The sequence below is a fragment of the Marinobacter sp. R17 genome (genome assembly GCF_003789045.1).
GTDB lineage: Bacteria > Pseudomonadota > Gammaproteobacteria > Pseudomonadales > Oleiphilaceae > Marinobacter_A > Marinobacter_A mangrovi.
On the sequence record NZ_RHGZ01000002.1, the window covers coordinates 166,199 to 185,652 of the forward strand.

Below are 19,454 nucleotides of genomic sequence, written 5' to 3' on the forward strand. Positions count from 1 at the left end.
GCCGGTGACACGGGCGCGTGAGGGTCATCATGGCGCCGCTCATACGCTGGATGGGTGACCACATAAAAGGAAGCAGGAGACCGATTTGGAAGACACGCCGCAGAGCATTCAGAGTTGGGTCGAGAACTATAACCTGTTGTCACTTGAGTGGCGGGTCACCATCGCCGTGTTCGCCATGGTGTGTGCAACGGCATTGGTGGCCTTTATCGTCAGCCGGATCATCGCCCGGCTGGAGCGCAAGTTCAGCGAAACCAAGAACCTCTGGGACGACGCGTTCCTGCACGCGCTGCGTCTGCCGGCGGTCGGGTTCGTCTGGCTCCAGGGCGTGTACTGGGCAGCGAACATCGCCAAGCGTTATTCCGACGCCGAGATTTTCAAGGCCAATAATACGATCCTGAAAATCGGCATCATCTGGTTGTTGGTCTGGACCCTGTGGCGCTTCGTCAAACAGGCAGAGAGCATCCTGGCGTCGCCCGCGAAAATGCGGCGGCCGATGGACTACACTACCGTATTGGCGGTCAGCAAGCTGGCCCGAGCCGTGGTGGTCATTACGGCCGCGCTGGTGATCATGGAAACGCTGGGATACAGCATTTCGGGCGTGCTGGCGTTCGGCGGGATCGGGGGTATCGCCATTGGGTTTGCGGCCAAGGATCTGCTGGCCAACTTCTTCGGGGGATTGATGGTGTATCTGGATCGCCCGTTCAAGGTGGGGGACTGGATCCGCTCACCCGACCAGGAAATCGAAGGCACGGTCGAGCACATCGGCTGGCGTCTGACGACCATCCGCACGTTCGACAAGCGCCCGCTTTATGTCCCCAATGCCGCGTTCACCAATATCTCGGTGGAAAACCCGTCCCGCATGACCAACCGCCGGATCAACGAGACCATTGGCATCCGCTACGTCGATGTGGCCGAGATCAGCTCGATTGTGCATGACATCCGGGAGATGCTGGAGAACCACGAGGAGATCGACAGCGACCAGACGCTGATCGTCAATTTTGCCCAGTTCAACCATTCCTCGCTGGACATCATGGTCTACACCTTTACCAAAACGGTGGAGTGGGTGAAGTACCACGCCATCAAGCAGGATGTGCTGCTGCAGATCAGCGAGATTATCGGCAGTTACGGCGCTGAAGTGGCCTTCCCGACCCGCACGTTGCATGTGGCCGACGCCGTCCGGCTTGAGCGGGATGCCGAGCAGGGCCAGGCCGATGAGGATGGCGAAGGCGGGGACCGCCCTGATTATCGAGAGGCGGACTCCCTCAGCGACTACAACAAGGACGGCAAGGCGGACAAAACCACATACGGAGACGTTGACTCATGAGTGAAGCAAGCGCCCCGCAAGCGCCGGCGATTGGCATTATTGGCGGTACCGGCCTGACGCAGCTGGATGGCCTGGAAATGACCGGTGAACGCCGTGTCGAAACGCCCTGGGGCGAGCCGTCAGCGCCGTTGGTGATGGGGCGGCTGGGCGGCGTGCCGGTGGTGTTCCTTGCGCGCCATGGTGATCCGCATTGCATTCCGCCGCACCAGGTGAATTATCGAGCCAATCTGTGGGCCCTGCGAGACGCCGGCGTTAAGTCGGTCGTCGGTGTGAACGCGGTTGGCGGGATTCATGCGGCCATGGGGCCGGCGCAAATCGTGGTCCCGGATCAGTTGATCGACTACACCTGGGGGCGCCCCAGCACCTACTTTGAAGGGGATCTGGATCACGTTACCCACATCGACTTTACCGATCCCTACACCGAGCGACTGCGCGAGGCCCTCAAGGCCGCCGCCCTGGACAGCGGCGTCCACTGCATCGATTTCGGGGTCTACGCCGCGACCCAGGGGCCACGGCTGGAAACCGCGGCCGAAGTGCGCCGGCTGGAGCGGGACGGTTGCGATCTGATCGGGATGACCGGCATGCCGGAAGCCGTACTGGCTGCCGAACTCGAACTGGAATACGCCTGTCTGGCGCTGGTGGTGAACTGGGCCGCCGGCAAGTCGGACCACATCATTACGATGGATGACATTCAGGCGGCCATTGATGAGGGCTTGTCAGGCGTCCGGGCCACGTTGACCCGGTTCCTGCAAAGCGGTTACTGAGACGCGCCCTGATCGTCCAGGGGCTGGAAGTAGACCAGCAGGCCCAGGGTGGGGGAGTCCAGGTAATGGATTTCCTCACTGCGCATGCGTCGGGTCTGGTGCAGCCAGGTGACCAGCTCACGGTCCGGATGGGCATCGCGGGAAAGCCCCTGCGGCCCGGATGTGTCGTTACCTCCCGGCATGTAAGGGTTGTCGCCCATATCCTGCGCTGCTGGCGCTTTCTCGCGGTTATCCATCGTTTCAGAGGTCGCCTCCGGTTGGCTGGCCTTGCGCCACTGGTTCAGCTTCGCGGTAACGTGCAGGTAACGCACCCGATCAATATCGATATAGCCTTCCACTTCGCGATCGCCGGCACTGTCGATCACATCCCCCAGGGAAATGCGCATGGGCTCGCCGTTATAGTCGGGCGGGAACGACTGGACCCAGCCGGTCGCCATCAGTACGCGGTAGCGGCCGCTGCTTTCCAGGCGGTTGGCGGCGCTGCTCAGGTAAAGGTTGTTGCGGGAAACCAGGTTGAGGTCGGACGACACCTGACCGCCGGGCCCCACAGACCAGAGATTCCGGGTGATGTCCCGGGGCGTTTCCGGCCGCCGGGTCTGCATCTGTTCGGCGATGTTGTCGGTGGCGCCCAGCCGTTCGAACAGGACCAGCTCGGCGCGGTACTTGTCGGCGGCAGCGGCGCTGCCTGCGATTGAAAAAAGTGCCATTGCCAGGGCCATCGGCGCCAGCCAGCGTGTCTGGAAATCCTGCAAAACTCCGTACTCCCGTTTCTGGGCCAGCGGCACTGGCCAAAGGCGGCGATGGATCACGCGGGCGCTTTCTCCAGCTCCCCGAGCATGTCCGCGACGCCGGCAAGTTTACCATCGGTCGTTGTGTCCTTCAGCCTGAAGCGGAAGGTGTTCGCGCCCTCCAGTTTATAGGATTGCGGCGCGCTCTGGACTTTCTGGACAAGAATTAAGGGGTCGACCGGTGTCTGGTGGCCGAATTCCAGTCGGCCCCATTCGCTGCCGGCGTCGATCTTGGTAATGCCGAGTTTCTCGGCCCGGATGCGCAACTGGGACTGGCGCATCAGGTTCTTGGCCGGGTCCGGCAGCAGTCCGAAGCGGTCGATCATCTCCACCTGCAGCTCTTTCAGCTCGTCCTGGGTTCGCGTGCTGGCGATGCGTTTGTAGAGCATCAGGCGGTTGTGGACATCGGGCAGGTAATCGTCGGGAATCAGCGCGGGGATGCGCAGATTGATCTCGGTGCCATGACTTAATGGTAATTCCGCATTGGGCGTGCGGCCTTCGCGGATCGCTTTGACGGCTTCGTCCAGCAGTTCCATGTAAAGGGTGAAGCCGATCGTCTCGATCTGGCCGCTCTGTTCCTCGCCCAGCAGTTCGCCGGCACCCCGGATCTCCAGGTCCTGCGTGGCCAGCATAAAGCCGGCGCCCAGGTCCTGGGCCATGGAAATGGCCTCCAGACGCTTTTCCGCATCGCTGCTCATGCTCTTGGGCGGGGGCGTGAGCAGGTAGGCGTAGGCCTGATGGTGGGAGCGTCCGACGCGACCGCGCAGCTGGTGCAGTTGGGCCAGACCGAACTTGTCGGCGCGCTCGATGATGATGGTGTTCGCGCTGGGGATGTCGATGCCGGTCTCGATGATGGTGGTGCACACCAACACGTTGAAACGCTTGTGGTAGAAGTCGGACATGATCTGCTCAAGTTCGCGCTCGCGCATCTGGCCATGCGCCACGCCCACGCGGGCCTCGGGAATCAGTTCGCGCAGATCCGACGCCATCTTCTCGATGGTGCTGACTTCGTTGTGCAGGAAATACACCTGACCACCCCGCAGGATTTCCCGCAGGATCGCTTCCTTGATCAGGGCGTCTTCGCGCTGGCGGACAAAGGTCTTCACCGACAGGCGCCGGGCTGGTGGCGTGGCGATGATGGACAGGTCGCGGAGGTGGCCCATGGCCATGTTCAGCGTTCGGGGAATCGGTGTGGCGGTCAGTGTCAGCAGATCCACCTCGGCGCGCAGCGCCTTGAGCCGTTCCTTCTGCTGGACGCCGAAGCGGTGCTCCTCATCGATGATTACCAGCCCCAGGTTCTTGAAATGAACATCCCCCTGCAGGAGTTTGTGGGTGCCGATCACGATGTCCGCCTTGCCGGATTCGATGTTGGTCATGGTCTGGCTGGCCTGCTTGCCGGTGCGGAAGCGGCTCAGCAGTTCGACGTTGACCGGCGTATCCGCAAAGCGGTCCCGGAAGGATTCGTAATGCTGCTGGGCGAGCAGGGTGGTCGGCACCAGGACGGCCACCTGCTTGCCGGAATAGGTGGCCATGAACGCCGCCCGCATGGCAACTTCCGTCTTGCCGAAGCCCACGTCGCCGCACACCAGCCGGTCCATCGGTCGTTCGCTGGTCATATCCTCGATGACGGCTTCAATGGCGGCCTGCTGGTCCGGCGTCTCTTCGAACGGGAAGCCGGCGGCAAAGCTGCGATAACTCTCGGCCGGGTTGTCGAAGACGAAGCCCTTGCGGGCCTCGCGCCGGGCGTAGACATCGAGTAGTTCTGCGGCGGTGTCGCGGATTTTTTCCAGGGCCTTCTGCTTAGCCTGGCTCCAGCGGTCGGTGCCCAGCTTGTGCAGCGGGGCCAGCTCGTTTTCGGCGCCGGCGTAGCGGGAAATCAGGTGCAGGCTGGAGACCGGCACATAGAGCTTGGCGTTGTTGGCGTACTCAAGGGTCAGGAATTCCTCGGCCGTCTCCTTGTCCACGGCGATGGTCTGAAGCCCCTGGTAGCGCCCGACGCCATGGTCGATGTGGACGACCGGGGCACCTATGCGCAGCTCTGACAGGTCGCGGTAACCCGAGTCGTTGATCTCCGTCGGCTTCTCCCGGCGCCGCTGCTGCAGCACGCGCTCGCCAAACAATTCGGTTTCGGTGATCAGGGCGAGACCGGGTTGGGCCAGCAGGCAGCCGGCGTCCAGTGGCGCGATGGTGATGGCCAGGGGCGCTTCGCCGGTCACGAAAGACGGCCAGTCCGTCAGTGTTTCCGGATGCAAGTCGTAGTCGGACAGGTTGTCGGCCAGGGCCTCCCGGCGGCCGGCGGATTCCACGCACAGCAGGGTTCGTCCCCCAAATGCCGACAGGAAGTCTTTCAAGCGATGAGCCGGGTCGTGGGCTTTGCCGTCCATGGCCACGTTGGCAATGGCGCGGGTATCGCAATGGCGCTCCCGGGCACCGGCATCGGCCGTTTCGGTCTGGAGGGTGACCCGTGGAAACTGTTTGATGTGGCCGAAGCACTCGTCCTTGGCCATGAACAGCTGGGCGGGCTCGAGAATCGGGCGAAAACGATCGTAGCGCCGATCCTCATAGCGCGCCTCCGCTTCCTCCCGGGCGTGGTCCAGTGCCGGTTCGAGTCCGGCGGAGGTAAACACGCGGGTGTTGCCCGGCAGGTAGTCGAACAGCGTTGCCGTCTCCTCGAAGAACAGCGGCAGATAGTACTCGATGCCTGGCGGTGTGATGCCCTGGCTCACATCCTTATAGATGGGCGCATCCTTGTCCGCATGCGGGAAATGCTCAAACCAGCGGTTGCGGAAGCTGGAGCGCGCTTCCTTGTGCCAGGGAAATTCGTTGGCCGGCAACAATTCGATCCGCTCGATCTGCTCGACGGAGCGCTGGGTTTCCGGGTCGAAGGTGCGCAGGGTTTCGATTTCGTCGTCGAACAGGTCGATCCGATAGGGCTGGCTGGCGCCCATCGGGAAAATATCCAGGATGGCGCCGCGCACTGCGTATTCGCCGTGCTCGTAGACGTTCTCGGTGTGTCGGTAACCGGCGGCTTCCAGTTGCTGGCGCCAGCGGTCGATATCCAGGGTCTGGCCGATTTCCAGCAGCAGCGTGTTGCCCTGCAGGTAAGACGCCGGGGCCAGCCGATGCAGCAGCGTCCGGGCCGGCACGACCAGCAGCCCGCGTTGGGCCCGGGGCAGCCGGTGAAGTGTGCGGATGCGCCGGGAAATGATGTCCTGGTGCGGCGAGAACATGTCGTAGGGCAGGGTTTCCCAATCCGGCAGGGACAGCAATTCAAAGCCGTCGTCGGTGACGGCTTCGGCATTTTCATCCGCCGGCAGGCCCAGGAAGAAGCGCAGCGATTGCTCCAGGCGGATCGCCTCATCCGTGCTGGCAGTGATCACCAGAGTCAGGCCGTCGTGGCGCCGCGCGCCTTCGCAGATGGCCAGGGCCTGTCCGCTGCCGTGCAGACCGCTCCAGATCTCATGGCTGGCCGGCTGGGTCGGCATCTCGGGAGCAAGGAGGCTGGGGCTGGCAACGGCTTGTGTCATGGTGCGTGTCACGTCCTGGCTGGCTTGGGGGGTGCTCGCCGCTTCAAGCGAGCGGAGCAACCCGGTTTGATAGGGGAGTGCCATTCTAGCCGTCGGTTACCGGACTGTCATGGCACCGTCACTCACACTGGCCCGCTTGGGCTTGTTCGGCGGTTCCTTACATTGGATAATATGCGCCCAAATTACTCGAGGCGCCCGGCATAGCGGCCGCCATTACCGTGCAAAAAAGTAGAGGTTTACGCGTGAGTCACGAGCAGATGAACGAGCACCTGTCCGCCTGGACTGAAAGAGAATCCATGGCGGAGGCGATGATTCCCCTGATCGGCCGCCTGTACCGCAAGAACAATGTCGTTACGTCCATTTACGGCAGAGCGATCATTAACCAGTCCGTGATCGGCATTCTCAAGGCTCACCGTTTTGTGCGTCAGGTTGAAGACAGCGAACTGTCCGTCCACGACACTCAGCCGATCCTGGAGGCCCTGGACAAGCTGGAGCTGGGTCGGGCCCACATCGACATCGGTAAGCTGGCGGTGCGCTTCAAGGAGCAGGGCGGCGACCGGCCTCTGGAGCAGTTCCTGAAGGACGAAGTGGCGGAAGTGGTTGGCAAGTACGCTGCCGACTGCGATGAGAATGCCCACAACGAAACCAAGGACGTGGTCCTGTACGGTTTTGGTCGGATCGGTCGTCTGCTGGCCCGGATCCTGATCGAGAAGGCCGGTGGCGGCAATAACCTGCGTCTGCGCGCCATCGTCGTACGCCAGGGCGGTGCCGAAAACGACCTGGAGAAGCGCGCCAGCCTGTTGCGTCGCGATTCCGTCCACGGCCCGTTTAACGGCACGATTACCGTGGATCAGGAAAACAGCGCGCTGATTGCCAACGGCAACTTCATCAAGGTGATCTACTCCGATGGTCCGGACAAGCTGGACTACACCGAGTACGGCATCAACAATGCCATCATCATCGATAACACCGGCAAGTGGCGTGACGAGGAAGGCCTGGGTCTACACCTGAAATCCAAGGGCGCCAGCCGCGTGATTCTGACCGCGCCGGGCAAGGGCGATATCAAGAACATCGTCTACGGCATCAACAACGGTGACATTACAGCCGACGACCGCATCCTGTCTGCTGCATCCTGTACCACCAATGCCATCACCCCGGTTCTGAAGGCGATTCACGACGAGTTCGGTATCGTTGACGGTCACGTGGAGACCGTGCACTCCTACACCAACGACCAGAACCTGATCGATAACTACCACAAGGGCTCGCGCCGTGGTCGCAGCGCCCCTCTGAACATGGTTATCACCGAAACAGGTGCCGCGAAAGCGGTTGCCAAGGCGCTGCCGGAGCTTAAGGGCAAGCTGAGCGGTAATGCCATCCGCGTGCCGACGCCGAACGTCTCCATGGCGATCCTGAACCTGAACCTGGACAAGGACGTCACCGTGGATTCCGCCAACGACTACCTGCGGGAAATGGCACTGCACTCCGAGCTGCAGAAGCAGATCGACTTCGTGAACTCGCCGGAGGTGGTGTCTACAGACTTTGTCGGCTCACGTCACGCCGGCGTGGTTGATGCCCAGGCGACGATTGCCAATGGCCGTCGCCTGATCCTGTACGTCTGGTACGACAACGAGTTCGGCTACAGCGCGCAGGTGGTGCGTTGTGTCAACCAGATGGCGGGTGTCACCTACCCGATCTTTCCGGCGCGGGTGCGCTGATCCCAAGGGAAGGACTTGACTGACGGCGGCTTCGGCCAGAGCGTCAGACGAAACGCCCCGGTGCCGGAAGGTATCGGGGCGTTTTTGTTTGTGTGGAAAACGGGTTTTGTGTCTATGGCATTTGTTGGCTATGGTAATAATTCGTAAGCTTCATAAACCACTGATTATATTGTTTCTACGCGTAAAGTAGAGGCCACTCAGGTGGAAAATAGCCGTGTGACTCTCTATAATTGGCGCGATTTTGGGTACGTCTGGCTGTCTAAACTTCACTCCTCCAACAATCACCGGGACCCTTCCAGGTGCTTGATATCACTGGTCCGGGCGCGTCTCGCGTCATTTGCGGCGGATCCGGAGTTTTTTCCAGGCGTTACAAATCCATATTTAAGTTTCTGATGATTGGACGGGGCTAAATGATCAAGATCAAAAAAGGCCTGGATCTTCCCATCAGTGGCGCTCCTGAACAGACGATTACCGACAGTAAGCCGGTGCGCAATGTGGCGTTGATCGGCTTTGACTACAACGGTATGAAGCCGACCATGGCGGTTCAGGAGGGGGATCGCGTGAAGCGCGGCTCGCTACTGTTTACGGATAAGAAGACCGAAGGCGTGCGCTATACTTCTCCGGCTGCTGGCGTGGTGAAGGAAATTAACCGCGGCGAGCGTCGCGTTTTCCAGTCTGTCGTGATTGAGATCGACGGAGACGAGGCTGAAACGTTCGCGCGTTACGAGAGTTCGCAGTTGGGTTCGCTGGAACGCCAGCAGGTGGTCGACAACCTGGTGGAGTCCGGCCTCTGGACGCTGTTCCGCACCCGTCCTTACAGCAAGGTGCCTGAGATCGACAGCGCGCCTCACTCCATTTTTGTGTCCGTAATGGACACCAATCCGCTGGCCGCAGACCCGACCGTCATCATCAAGGATGACCCCGAAGCCTTCGAGAACGGCCTGCGCATCATCAGCAAGCTGACCAATGGCAAGGTATTCGTCTGTGGCAAGCCCGGTGCCGATGTGCCGGTGCCCAAAGACGACGCGTTCGAAGTCCAGCAGTTTGACGGCGTGCATCCGGCGGGCAACGTCGGCACCCATATTCATTTCCTCGATCCGATCGCAGGCGACAAGGTGGTCTGGTCCATCGGTTACCAGGACGTGATGGCGATCGCGCGCCTGTTCCAGACCGGTGAGGTGCCGACCGAGCGTGTCGTGGCCGTGGCCGGGCCCAAAGCCTCCAAGCCGCGCCTGCTGCGCACGCAAATCGGTGCGAGCCTGGAAGAGTTGCTGGCCGGCGAGTACGACGCTACTGGCGAAGAACGTGTCATTTCCGGTTCCGTGTTCGGCGGCCGCACCGGTCGCGGTGCCTGCGCGTATCTGGGGCGCTTCGCCAACCAGATCACTATCCTGGAAGAGGGTGACAAGCGCGAGTTCATGGGCTGGCTGTCGCCGGGTACCCGCAAGTTCTCCACGCTGAACATCTATCTGTCGAAGCTCACCAAAGGTCGTCTGTTCGATTTTACGACGACGACCAACGGCAGTGAGCGTGCCATGGTCCCGGTGGGCTCCTACGAGGAAGTCATGCCGCTGGACATCCTGCCGACGCAGTTACTGCGCTCGCTGATCGTGGGCGATACCGAGATGGCTCAGAAGCTGGGTTGCCTCGAGTTGGACGAAGAAGACCTGGCCCTGTGCACCTTCGTCTGTCCCGGCAAGTACGAGTACGGCCCCATCCTGCGTCATAACCTGACCCGCATCGAGATCGAGGGCTAACGACATGGCATTGAAAGAGTTTCTCCACGGTATCGAGCACCACTTTGAGAAAGGTGGCAAGTACGAGCGCTGGTACGCGCTGTACGAAGCCGTCGACACCATTTTCTATACGCCGCCGTCGGTGACGTCCACGACGTCCCACGTGCGCGATGGTGTCGATCTCAAACGCATCATGATCACGGTCTGGTTCTGTGTGTGGCCGGCGATGTTCTTCGGCATGTGGAACATCGGCTATCAGGCCAACACCTTCCTGGCGGGCAACCCCGACGCCATGATGGGCGACGGCGGCCTGCGCACGGCCTTTATCTCGGCGCTGGCCGGCAACGATCCCGGCTCCATCTGGGACAATCTGGTCTACGGTGCGGCCTACTTCATCCCGGTCTACTTCGTGACCTTCGTGGTCGGTGGTTTCTGGGAAGTGCTGTTTGCCACGGTTCGCCGCCATGAGGTGAACGAAGGCTTCTTCGTCACGTCGATCCTGTTTGCCCTGATCTGCCCGCCGACGATTCCATTGTGGCAGGTGGCCCTGGGTATTACATTCGGTGTGGTGATTGGCAAGGAAGTGTTCGGGGGTACCGGCAAGAACTTCCTGAACCCGGCCCTGACCGGTCGTGCTTTCCTTTACTTCGCCTACCCGGCGCAAATCTCCGGTGACACCGTGTGGACGGCTGTCGACGGCTTCTCCGGTGCGACGCCGCTGAGCCTCGCTGCTGCAGGCGGTATTGAGGCGGTTCAGCACTCCGTCTCCTGGATGTCTGCGTTCCTGGGCACCATCCAGGGCTCTATGGGGGAAACCTCCACGCTGGCCATCCTGATTGGCGGCGGCATCCTGCTGGTCATGAAGATCGCTTCCTACCGCATTGTCGGCGGCGTCATGATCGGCATGATCGGTACGTCGCTGCTGCTTAACGCCGTCGGTTCGGACACCAACCCGATGTTTGCGGTGCCGGCTCACTGGCATCTGGTGATGGGTGGTTTTGCTTTCGGCATGATGTTTATGGCGACAGATCCGGTCTCCTCTGCGATGACCAACACCGGCAAGTGGACCTTCGGGATCTTGGTCGGCCTCATGACCGTGCTCATCCGCGTGGTCAACCCGGCCTTCCCGGAAGGCATCATGCTCGCCATTCTGTTCGCTAACCTGTTTGCGCCGCTGATGGATCATTTCGTCGTGCAGGCCAACATCAAACGGAGGCTCGCCCGTGGCTAAGAAGAAGGAAACCGTTACCCGTACGGTTATCGTAGCCCTGGCGCTGTGTATCGTGTGTTCCGTCGTGGTGTCTTCCGCGGCGGTCCTGCTCAAGCCGGCCCAGGTGACGAACCGTAATCTCGATATGAAAACCAACATCCTTGCGGCCGCCGGCATGCTGGAGCCGGGCACCACGCCGCAGGAGATCGAAGAGCAGTTCCAGAAATTTGACGTGAAACTGGTTGATCTGGATTCTGGGACCTATGTCGACCCGTCGTCGTTGGGCCTGAAAGACCCGATGAAGTACGACCAGTACAAGGCGGCGTCTGACCCGGATATGTCCGAGTCGCTGTCTTCTTCAGAGGACATCGCCGGCATCAAGCGTCAGGCGGACATTGCCAAGGTGTTTGTGCTGAAGGAAGACGGCAAGCTCAAGCGTGTGGTGCTGCCGATCCACGGTTACGGCCTCTGGTCCACGCTGTATGGCTTCGTGTCGCTTGAGGGCGACGCCAACACCATCGAGGGCCTTGGATTCTATCAGCAGGCGGAAACACCGGGACTCGGCGGCGAAGTCGACAATCCCAAGTGGAAAGCCCTGTGGGTAGGCAAGCAGGTCTACGGCCCGGATCTGGAAGAACCGCAGATCCAGCTGGTTAAAGGTGGGGTCGGTCCCAACGCCAAGGACAAGGAGCACAAAGTGGATGCCCTGTCCGGTGCGACGCTGACCAGCCGGGGTGTTCAGCACCTGGTGAATTTCTGGATGAGCGAGCGTGGTTTCGCGCCCTACCTCAAAAAGCTTCGTGAAGGGGAGGTCTGATCGTGGCGGAAGTGACTGCAAAAAAGGTTCTGTTCGAACCGATTTTCAATAACAACCCGATCGCCCTGCAGATCCTCGGTATCTGTTCGGCGCTGGCCGTAACGAGCAGCCTGAGCGTGACCATGGTCATGTGTATCTCGGTGATTGCCGTTACTGCCTTCTCCAACCTCTTTGTCTCCGTGGTGCGTTCGCAGATCCCGAACAGCATCCGGATCATTGTGCAAATGACCATCATCGCGTCACTGGTTATCGTGGTGGACCAGATTCTTCGGGCCTACGCCTATGAGATCAGTAAGCAGCTGTCGGTTTTCGTCGGCCTGATCATCACCAACTGCATCGTGATGGGCCGCGCGGAAGGCTTTGCCATGCAGAATGGCCCCTGGCTCAGCTTCCTGGACGGGATCGGTAACGGCCTGGGCTATTCCGTGATGCTGATCGTACTGGCCTTTGTGCGCGAACTGCTGGGCTCCGGCTCACTGTTCGGTGTCACCATCCTGCCGGTCGTGAACGACGGTGGCTGGTACGTGCCGAATGGCCTGTTGCTGCTGCCGCCGAGTGCGTTCTTCATCATCGGCCTGTCGATCTGGGGGCTGCGTTCCTGGAAGAGTGACCAGGTGGAAGAGCCTGATTACCGTCTGTCCCGGCAAACCACCAAGGAGGCCTTCTGATGGAACACTATATCAGTCTGATCCTGAAGGCCGTCTTTGTTGAGAACATGGCGTTGGCCTTCTTCCTGGGGATGTGTACCTTCCTGGCGATCTCCAAGAAGATCGAAGCGGCCATCGGCCTGGGTATCGCGGTTGTGGCCGTGCTGACCCTGACCGTGCCGGTCAACAACCTGATCTACAACGACGTATTGCGTGAGGGTGCCTTGGCCTGGGCGGGTCTGCCGGACGTGGACCTGAGCTTCCTGGGGCTGCTGACCTACATCGGCGTGATCGCGGCGATTGTCCAGATCATGGAGATGATCCTCGACAAGTACATTCCGGCGCTGTATGCCGCGCTGGGCGTGTTCCTTCCGCTGATCACCGTTAACTGCGCCATCATGGGTGCCTCCCTGTTCATGGTCGAGCGGGATTACACCTTCGGCGAGAGTGTGGTTTACGGCTTTGGTGCCGGTCTGGGCTGGGCCCTGGCCATCGTGGCACTGGCCGGTATCCGTGAAAAACTGAAGTACAGCGACGTTCCCGAAGGTCTGCGTGGCCTGGGCATTACCTTTATTACGGTAGGCCTGATGTCACTGGGCTTCATGTCGTTTTCCGGTATTTCCCTGTAAATCACCCGGTAACGGATAACAAGGATTAAGGCGAGACCATGAATACTGAAATTATTCTCGGCGTGGTCATGTTTACCGTCATCGTGCTTGCACTGGTGGCGGTGATCCTGGCAGCACGGTCCAAGCTGGTGAGCACCGGCGACGTGACCATCGAGATCAACGATGATCCCGAACACACCCTGAAGACGGAAGCCGGCGGTAAGCTGCTCGGCACGCTGGCCGGCAACGGCATTTTCCTGTCCTCCGCCTGTGGCGGCGGCGGGACCTGTGCGCAGTGCAAGTGCAAGGTGTTCGACGGTGGCGGCTCCATGCTGCCGACCGAGAAGACGCACTTCACCAACCGCGAGGAACGTGAAGGCTGGCGTCTGTCCTGTCAGGTGCCGGTCAAGCAGGACATGAAGATCGAGGTGCCGGAAGAGTTCTTCGGCGTCAAGAAGTGGGAATGCGAAGTGGTGTCCAACCACAACGTGGCCACGTTCATCAAGGAGCTGGTCCTGAAGCTGCCGGAAGGCGAGGAAGTCGACTTCCGCGCCGGCGGCTACGTGCAGCTGGAATGTCCTCCGTATGAAATCGACTTCAAGAACTTCGACGTCGAGGAGGAGTTCCACGAGGACTGGGACAAGCACGACATCTGGCGCTATAAGGCGGTCAACAAGGAAGAGGTGGTTCGCGCCTACTCCATGGCCAACTACCCGGAAGAGAAGGGCGTTCTCAAGTTCAACATCCGGATCGCCACACCACCACCGGGCTCTGATCATCCGCCGGGCCTGATGTCCACCTTCGTCTTCAACCTGAAGCCGGGTGACAAGGTCACGGTCTTCGGTCCCTTTGGTGAGTTCTTCGCGAAGAAGACCGACGCGGAAATGGTCTTCATCGGCGGCGGCGCCGGTATGGCACCGATGCGGTCGCACATCTTCGACCAGCTCAAACGCCTGAACACCGACCGGAAGATCAGCTTCTGGTACGGCGCCCGGAGTGTCCGCGAGATGTTCTACGTCGAGGACTTCGACCAGCTGGCCGAGGAAAACGACAACTTCGAGTGGCACGTGGCCCTGTCCGACGCACTGCCGACGGACAACTGGGAAGGCCCGACGGGCTTCATCCATAACGTGTTGTACGAGAACTACCTCAAGGACCACCCCGCACCTGAGGATTGTGAATACTACATGTGTGGGCCCCCCATCATGAACGCCTCGGTCATCAAGATGCTGAAAGACCTGGGCGTGGAAGACGAGAACATCATGCTGGACGACTTCGGGGGCTAAGTTCGCTGCATGAAATCCCGCATGATTTGGCCCGCCTTGGTGGCGCTGCTTTGCAGCGTCGCCCTGGCGGGCTGTTCGTTTAAGCCTGATAAAGAAGTCTGGGAACTCAGCGGTCCGGTCTTTGGTACCAGCTACCACATCAAGGTCGTCCTGAACGACGACAAGGATCGGCTCGAGCAATTGTCTGCCGGCATCAACAAGGTGCTGGATGGCGTGGATGCGTCCATGTCGACCTGGCGTGATGATTCCGAACTGTCGCGGTTCAACGAGCAGGCGGACAAGAGTCAGTGGTTCCCGGTGTCCGACAATTTTTACGAAGTGCTGCAGGAATCCCATCGCGTCAGCGATCTGAGTAACGGTGCTTTCGATATTACGATTGGTCCGGTGGTCAACCTGTGGGGCTTTGGTCCCGAGGCACGGCCGGAAACCATTCCGGATGAGGATCTGCTGGCACAGCGCATGTCCGAAGTGGGCTATGACAAGCTGCAGATGCGGGATACGCCCAACAAGGCGATCCGCTCGGATTATCCGCTCTATCTGGACCTGTCGGCGATCGCCAAGGGTTACGGCGTCGACGCGGTCGGGCGCTATCTGGACAAGCAGGGCGTCGAAGCCTATCTGGTGGAAATCGGCGGCGAGGTGGATACCCGGGGCCGCAAGCCGGATGGGGATGTCTGGCGGCTGGCGATCGAGAAGCCGGTGTCCCAGACGCAGACGGTGCAACGCATCGTGGCCCTCGAAGACCTGGCCATGGCCACATCCGGTGACTATCGCAACTATTTCGAGGTGGATGGCCATCGCTATTCCCACACCATCGATCCGGCGACCGGACACCCGATCAGCCACAAGCTGGCCTCGGTTTCGGTAATTACCGACAACTGCATGAGCGCCGATGCCATGGCGACGGCGCTCAATGTGATGGGGCAGGACAAGGGCTACACGTTTGCAGTCAAGCACGACATCGCCGCATACTTTATCTATCGAGGCGATGACGGGTTCGACACGAAGTACACCCCGGCTTTTTCCTCATACCTATTGGATTGACGGAGGTTACGTCATGGGCACATTTCTACTGGTTCTGGTCATCTTCGGTATCCTCCTGGCCGGCATGTCCATCGGCGTCATCATGGGTCGCAAGCCGATCAGCGGTACCTGCGGTGGCCTCGGCGCCATGGGTATCGACGGTGCCTGCGAAATCTGCGGTGGCGACCGCAACAAGTGCGAAGAAGAGAACGAGCGTACCGCCGGTGCGGCCGGCAAGGCTAAGGCATTGGCGTACGACGCGTCCGAGCAGCAATCCCGCTGACATCACCGTCCGGTAGCCTGACTGGCGCGGCCGAAAAGGCGCCAGGGGTTAGCCGGTCGGATTCCCCGGGGCTGTTCGTCGGGTAGGGTGGTTGCGGACAGCGCCTGCAAGTGGTGTTTGTCCGTCTTTTCTTTGAGACGGGCTACCCTGAGAATCATCATTCAGTATTCAGAGACACCGATCATTGCCGATCTATGGCGGTCATGGCTCCTTCAGCGGTGACGGTCGATGGCGTGATGTATGGCGGTCTCTGTGAATTCATGGCGAATAGAAGGAGTCACTGCGGGTATGGCAGAACATCACTACGACGTCGTTGTCATCGGGGCCGGTCCATCCGGCGAAGGGGCAGCGATGAATGCGGCCAAGCACAGCAAGCGGGTTGCAATCGTCGAGGATAAGCCGACGGTCGGCGGTAACTGTACCCACTGGGGCACGATTCCTTCCAAAGCGCTGCGTCATGCGGTCAAGCAGATCATCACCTTCAACACCAATGTGATGTTCCGGGATATCGGTGAGCCACGCTGGTTCTCCTTTCCGCGGGTCCTGCAGAATGCTGAAAAAGTGATGGGCAAGCAGGTCAAACTGCGCACCGAATTCTACGCCCGCAATCGTGTCGACCTGTTCAATGGTCGCGCCTCGTTCTTGGATGAGCACCGAATTGGAGTGCGCGGAGGCAAGGCGGAGGAAATCCTGAACGCCAAGTCGGTGGTCATCGCCACGGGCTCCCGTCCTTACCTGCCGCCCGACGTGAATTTTCGTCACCACCGGATCTACAACAGCGACTCCATCCTCAAGCTATCCCATACACCGCGGACGCTGATCATCTACGGTGCCGGCGTTATCGGTAGTGAATACGCGTCGATCTTCGCCGGCCTTGGTGTCAAGGTGGATCTGATCAATCCGGGCAATCGTCTGCTGACTTTCCTGGATGACGAGATTTCCGACGCGCTGAGTTATCACCTGCGCAATAACGGTGTCCTGGTCCGTCACAACGAGACGTACGAGTCGGTGGACGGGGATGACCACGGCGTGGTGCTGACGCTGAAGTCCGGCAAGAAAATTCGTGCGGACGCGTTCCTGTGGTGTAACGGCCGGACCGGCAACACCGACAAACTGGCGCTGGAAAACATCGGTCTGGAGCCCAACGGTCGTGGCCAGCTCTCGGTGGATGAGCATTACCGGACGTCGATCCCCCATATCTACGCTGTAGGGGACGTGATTGGTTGGCCCAGCCTGGCCAGTGCGGCATACGATCAGGGGCGTTCGGCGTCATCGGACCTGATGGGCGATGAGTTCTTCCGGTTTGTTCGGGATGTGCCGACCGGGATCTACACGATTCCTGAGATCAGTTCCGTGGGGCCGACCGAGCGGGAGCTGACCGAAGCCAAGGTGCCTTACGATGTGGGGCAGGCGTTCTTCAAGGATCTGGCCCGGGCGCAGATCACCGGGGAAGCGGTGGGCATGCTCAAGATCCTGTTTCACCGGGAAACCCGTGAGATTCTCGGCATTCACTGTTTTGGTGACCAGGCGGCGGAAATCGTGCATATCGGCCAGGCCATCATGAACCAGGAAGGGGAGGCCAACTCCCTGAACTACTTCATCAATACCACCTTCAACTACCCGACCATGGCGGAAGCCTACCGGGTGGCGGCCCTGAATGGCCTGAACCGGATATTCTGATCCGGGGGCCGGCGGCAGGTCTGTCGTCGGCCCTGTCTTTCCCGCCCTGTCGGTGTTCTAACCCGATCTGCTTCTACGTCGTGCTGCCTGCCAGCGTTTCCGGATCTTTCTCTGTCCGGTGTGGTAAACGATTGGCGAGAATGTTTGGCCGGTTTTCGAAATACACCAGGGTGCTGGTGGGGTAGTCGGTAATGATGCTGTCCACGCCCATTTTCTCCAGCTCCAGCATGTCGTGAATCCGGTTGACGGTCCACACCGACACGTGAAGTCCCGCCTTGTGGGCAGACTGGACCACCGCCTCCGAGCACAGGCGCGCACTCAGACACAGGTAGTCGCAACCCAGCCGCGTGGCGCTTTTCACGGGATTGGGAAAACGCTTGTCGAAGACCAGGCCCGTGCGCAGCTTGCGGTCACGCCGTTTGGCTTCCCGCAGGAACCAGGTGTCGGATGATGTCAGCGCCGCCCGATCGTACCAGTGATTCTTCTGGATCAACTCTGCTAGCCGATTGCACAGGATATTCATGCGCTGGCGCTGATCGGTCTTCACCTCGAACTGCATGTGCCGGAAGTCCGGGCAGGTATTCAACACGTCCTGCAAGCGTGGGACGCCGCAGCTGTTGGGCCAGGGCGTGGTGTTCTTGCGGGCATCGAGTTTGTTCAGCGCCTCGGCGGTCATGTCGCCGACACGGCCGCTGACGCCGGTCGTACGGTCGGTGGTTGTGTCATGGATAACCACCGGCTCGCCGTTGGCGGACAGCAGGACATCGAGTTCGAAGTGGCGGATGCCGTTGCCGTAGGCATGCCTGAAGCCGGGTAACGTGTTTTCGGGGGCTTCGCCCTTGGCGCCACGATGGCCGTAAATAATCATGTTTTCTTTTCCCCTGACAAATAGGCCGATTCCATTGCGGCCCGTCGTCCGCCTGTGGCAAGGAGACGGTTCACGCCTGGTAGAGAGTGCGGCGTTTTTTCCATAGCTCGTGACACTGGGCCACGTCCTCCAGATAAGCGGGCAATTCATCCATTACAAGCGCCTGAGGCCCATCCACCAGCGCTTTTTCCGGTTTGGGGTGAAAGTCCACCAACACCATGTTGGCGCCGGCAATGACACCCTGTGCCGTCGCATGCATCACTTCGGGAATGCCGTCTGGTGCTCGCTCCCGGGTGCCCACCGAGTGGGACGGGTCGATGCAGACGGGCATCCGGGTCAGCCGTTTCACCGTGGGCACATGGGCAAAGTCGACCATGTTGCGGTGGGGCTGACCCGCTTCTGTCTTCATGCCGCGCAGGCAGAAGATGACGTTGGCATTGCCCTCGCTGGCCAGATATTCCGCCGCGTTCAGGGACTCGTTGAGCGTGATCCCGAAGCCGCGCTTGAGCAGGACCGGGTAGTCCTTCTGGCGGCCGATGGCCTTGAGCAGCTCGAAATTCTGGGTGTTGCGGGTGCCCACCTGCAACATGACGCCGGTCGGCCGCCCCAGCTTTTCGAGACACTCGTCGATTTCCTCGATATGGCTCTCATGGGTAATCTCCATCGCGATCACCCGGATACCGTGCTTGCCAGCGATCTCGAACACATAGGGCAGGCAGCCCTTGCCATGCCCCTGGAACGAATAGGGGTTGGTGCGCGGCTTGTAGGCGCCCATCCGGGTGCAGGGCTGGTGATGCTCGGCCAGCGCCCGCATCATGATCTCCACGTGCTCCGGGGTGTCCACGGCACACAGGCCGGCAAACACGTTCAGGTTATCCTGGTCGAAATGTACGCCGTTGTAGGTGAAACCGGTCTGGCGCCGGTCGTCCCGGTGTCGCCCGAGAATCCGGTAATCGTCAGAGATGCGGATTACCCGCTCTACGGCGGGCAGGGCGGCGATTTCGTCTTTATCCAGCGACTTGGTATCGCCGAGCAGGTAGACCTCGGTCAGCTTCTGCTGGGCCCCCTGGATCTCGTGAACGCGCACGGAGACGCCCGGCAGGTTTTCCAGGAACTGCAGCGTGTGCCGGTAGGCGTCGCTGTCCAGTGGCGTGTCCGGGTGCAGGATGGCGAGCATG

At 60.4% G+C, this 19,454-nt stretch carries 16 protein-coding genes; 12 read left to right on the plus strand and 4 right to left on the minus strand.

The window, feature by feature from the left end:
• The first annotated feature begins 85 nt into the window (after positions 1-85).
• Together EB809_RS02765 and EB809_RS02770 are read left to right on the plus strand one after the other, a co-directional pair.
• Positions 86-1,324 carry a mechanosensitive ion channel family protein gene (locus EB809_RS02765; protein WP_223807785.1) on the plus strand — a complete coding sequence of 413 codons (1,239 nt, stop codon included), beginning with the start codon at positions 86-88 and terminating at the stop codon, positions 1,322-1,324.
• Positions 1,321-2,088 carry an S-methyl-5'-thioinosine phosphorylase gene (locus EB809_RS02770; RefSeq protein ID WP_123633279.1) on the plus strand — a complete coding sequence of 256 codons (768 nt, stop codon included), beginning with the start codon at positions 1,321-1,323 and terminating at the stop codon, positions 2,086-2,088. The genes EB809_RS02765 and EB809_RS02770 overlap by 4 nt, the downstream gene beginning before the upstream one ends.
• Here EB809_RS02770 and EB809_RS02775 read toward each other — a convergent pair.
• A complete protein-coding gene (locus tag EB809_RS02775; RefSeq protein WP_123633280.1) occupies positions 2,082-2,897 on the minus strand; it encodes a CsiV family protein in 816 nt (271 codons plus the stop codon). The two genes, EB809_RS02770 and EB809_RS02775, sit on opposite strands and share 7 nt — an antisense overlap.
• Complete coding sequence (mfd, locus tag EB809_RS02780) at positions 2,894-6,403, minus strand: transcription-repair coupling factor (protein WP_123633281.1); 3,510 nt, start codon at positions 6,401-6,403, stop codon at positions 2,894-2,896. The genes EB809_RS02775 and mfd overlap by 4 nt, the downstream gene beginning before the upstream one ends.
• Positions 6,404-6,660: 257 nt before the next feature.
• Between mfd and EB809_RS02785 the strand changes: the two genes are divergently transcribed.
• The 10 genes from EB809_RS02785 to sthA all read left to right on the plus strand — a co-directional run bounded on the left by EB809_RS02785 (position 6,661) and on the right by sthA (position 17,408).
• Entirely contained in the window at positions 6,661-8,118 is a 1,458-nt protein-coding gene (locus tag EB809_RS02785) for a glyceraldehyde-3-phosphate dehydrogenase (RefSeq protein WP_190294811.1), read from the plus strand.
• 410 nt (positions 8,119-8,528) lie between these two features.
• Complete coding sequence (locus EB809_RS02790; RefSeq protein ID WP_123633283.1) at positions 8,529-9,875, plus strand: Na(+)-translocating NADH-quinone reductase subunit A; 1,347 nt, start codon at positions 8,529-8,531, stop codon at positions 9,873-9,875.
• A 4-nt stretch (positions 9,876-9,879) separates the two neighbouring features.
• On the plus strand, positions 9,880-11,085 hold the full coding sequence (locus EB809_RS02795; RefSeq protein ID WP_123633284.1) for an NADH:ubiquinone reductase (Na(+)-transporting) subunit B: 1,206 nt from the start codon (positions 9,880-9,882) through the stop codon (positions 11,083-11,085).
• Positions 11,078-11,881 carry a Na(+)-translocating NADH-quinone reductase subunit C gene (locus EB809_RS02800; protein WP_123633285.1) on the plus strand — a complete coding sequence of 268 codons (804 nt, stop codon included), beginning with the start codon at positions 11,078-11,080 and terminating at the stop codon, positions 11,879-11,881. Before EB809_RS02795 ends, EB809_RS02800 begins: the two co-directional genes overlap by 8 nt.
• Positions 11,882-11,883: 2 nt before the next feature.
• Positions 11,884-12,549: an NADH:ubiquinone reductase (Na(+)-transporting) subunit D gene (locus EB809_RS02805; protein ID WP_123633286.1), complete on the plus strand. Its 666-nt coding sequence runs from the start codon at positions 11,884-11,886 to the stop codon at positions 12,547-12,549.
• On the plus strand, positions 12,549-13,157 hold the full coding sequence (gene nqrE / locus EB809_RS02810) for an NADH:ubiquinone reductase (Na(+)-transporting) subunit E (protein ID WP_123633287.1): 609 nt from the start codon (positions 12,549-12,551) through the stop codon (positions 13,155-13,157). Before EB809_RS02805 ends, nqrE begins: the two co-directional genes overlap by 1 nt.
• A gap of 38 nt (positions 13,158-13,195) precedes the next feature.
• Positions 13,196-14,422: an NADH:ubiquinone reductase (Na(+)-transporting) subunit F gene (gene nqrF / locus EB809_RS02815; protein WP_123633288.1), complete on the plus strand. Its 1,227-nt coding sequence runs from the start codon at positions 13,196-13,198 to the stop codon at positions 14,420-14,422.
• Positions 14,423-14,443: 21 nt separating this feature from the next.
• Entirely contained in the window at positions 14,444-15,466 is a 1,023-nt protein-coding gene (locus EB809_RS02820; RefSeq protein WP_223807786.1) for an FAD:protein FMN transferase, read from the plus strand.
• A gap of 13 nt (positions 15,467-15,479) precedes the next feature.
• Positions 15,480-15,728 (plus strand): (Na+)-NQR maturation NqrM, encoded by a 249-nt coding sequence (gene nqrM, locus EB809_RS02825; protein WP_123633290.1) that lies wholly within the window; start codon positions 15,480-15,482, stop codon positions 15,726-15,728.
• Between the two features lie 288 nt (positions 15,729-16,016).
• Positions 16,017-17,408 carry a Si-specific NAD(P)(+) transhydrogenase gene (sthA, locus tag EB809_RS02830; RefSeq protein WP_123633291.1) on the plus strand — a complete coding sequence of 464 codons (1,392 nt, stop codon included), beginning with the start codon at positions 16,017-16,019 and terminating at the stop codon, positions 17,406-17,408.
• Positions 17,409-17,481: 73 nt separating this feature from the next.
• Here the strand turns inward: sthA and EB809_RS02835 are convergent, their stop codons facing one another.
• Positions 17,482-18,276 (minus strand): glycerophosphodiester phosphodiesterase, encoded by a 795-nt coding sequence (locus EB809_RS02835; protein ID WP_123633292.1) that lies wholly within the window; start codon positions 18,274-18,276, stop codon positions 17,482-17,484.
• A gap of 70 nt (positions 18,277-18,346) precedes the next feature.
• The gene (locus EB809_RS02840) at positions 18,347-19,453 is read right to left on the minus strand and encodes a 3-deoxy-7-phosphoheptulonate synthase (protein ID WP_123633293.1); all 1,107 of its coding nucleotides are present in this window, start codon (positions 19,451-19,453) and stop codon (positions 18,347-18,349) included.
• Between the last annotated feature and the right edge of the window lies 1 nt (position 19,454).

Bases quoted from the DNA above. Each gene is read 5' to 3' on its own strand.
- nqrM (WP_123633290.1), top strand. From the start codon at position 15,480: ATGGGCACATTTCTACTGGTTCTGGTCATCTTCGGTATCCTCCTGGCC.
- EB809_RS02835 (WP_123633292.1), bottom strand. From the start codon at position 18,276: ATGATTATTTACGGCCATCGTGGCGCCAAGGGCGAAGCCCCCGAAAAC.
- EB809_RS02790 (WP_123633283.1), top strand. From the start codon at position 8,529: ATGATCAAGATCAAAAAAGGCCTGGATCTTCCCATCAGTGGCGCTCCT.
- EB809_RS02795 (WP_123633284.1), top strand. From the start codon at position 9,880: ATGGCATTGAAAGAGTTTCTCCACGGTATCGAGCACCACTTTGAGAAA.
- EB809_RS02820 (WP_223807786.1), top strand. From the start codon at position 14,444: ATGATTTGGCCCGCCTTGGTGGCGCTGCTTTGCAGCGTCGCCCTGGCG.
- EB809_RS02770 (WP_123633279.1), top strand. From the start codon at position 1,321: ATGAGTGAAGCAAGCGCCCCGCAAGCGCCGGCGATTGGCATTATTGGC.
- EB809_RS02840 (WP_123633293.1), bottom strand. From the start codon at position 19,453: ATGCTCGCCATCCTGCACCCGGACACGCCACTGGACAGCGACGCCTAC.
- nqrF (WP_123633288.1), top strand. From the start codon at position 13,196: ATGAATACTGAAATTATTCTCGGCGTGGTCATGTTTACCGTCATCGTG.
- EB809_RS02785 (WP_190294811.1), top strand. From the start codon at position 6,661: ATGAACGAGCACCTGTCCGCCTGGACTGAAAGAGAATCCATGGCGGAG.
- sthA (WP_123633291.1), top strand. From the start codon at position 16,017: ATGGCAGAACATCACTACGACGTCGTTGTCATCGGGGCCGGTCCATCC.
- mfd (WP_123633281.1), bottom strand. From the start codon at position 6,403: ATGACACAAGCCGTTGCCAGCCCCAGCCTCCTTGCTCCCGAGATGCCG.
- nqrE (WP_123633287.1), top strand. From the start codon at position 12,549: ATGGAACACTATATCAGTCTGATCCTGAAGGCCGTCTTTGTTGAGAAC.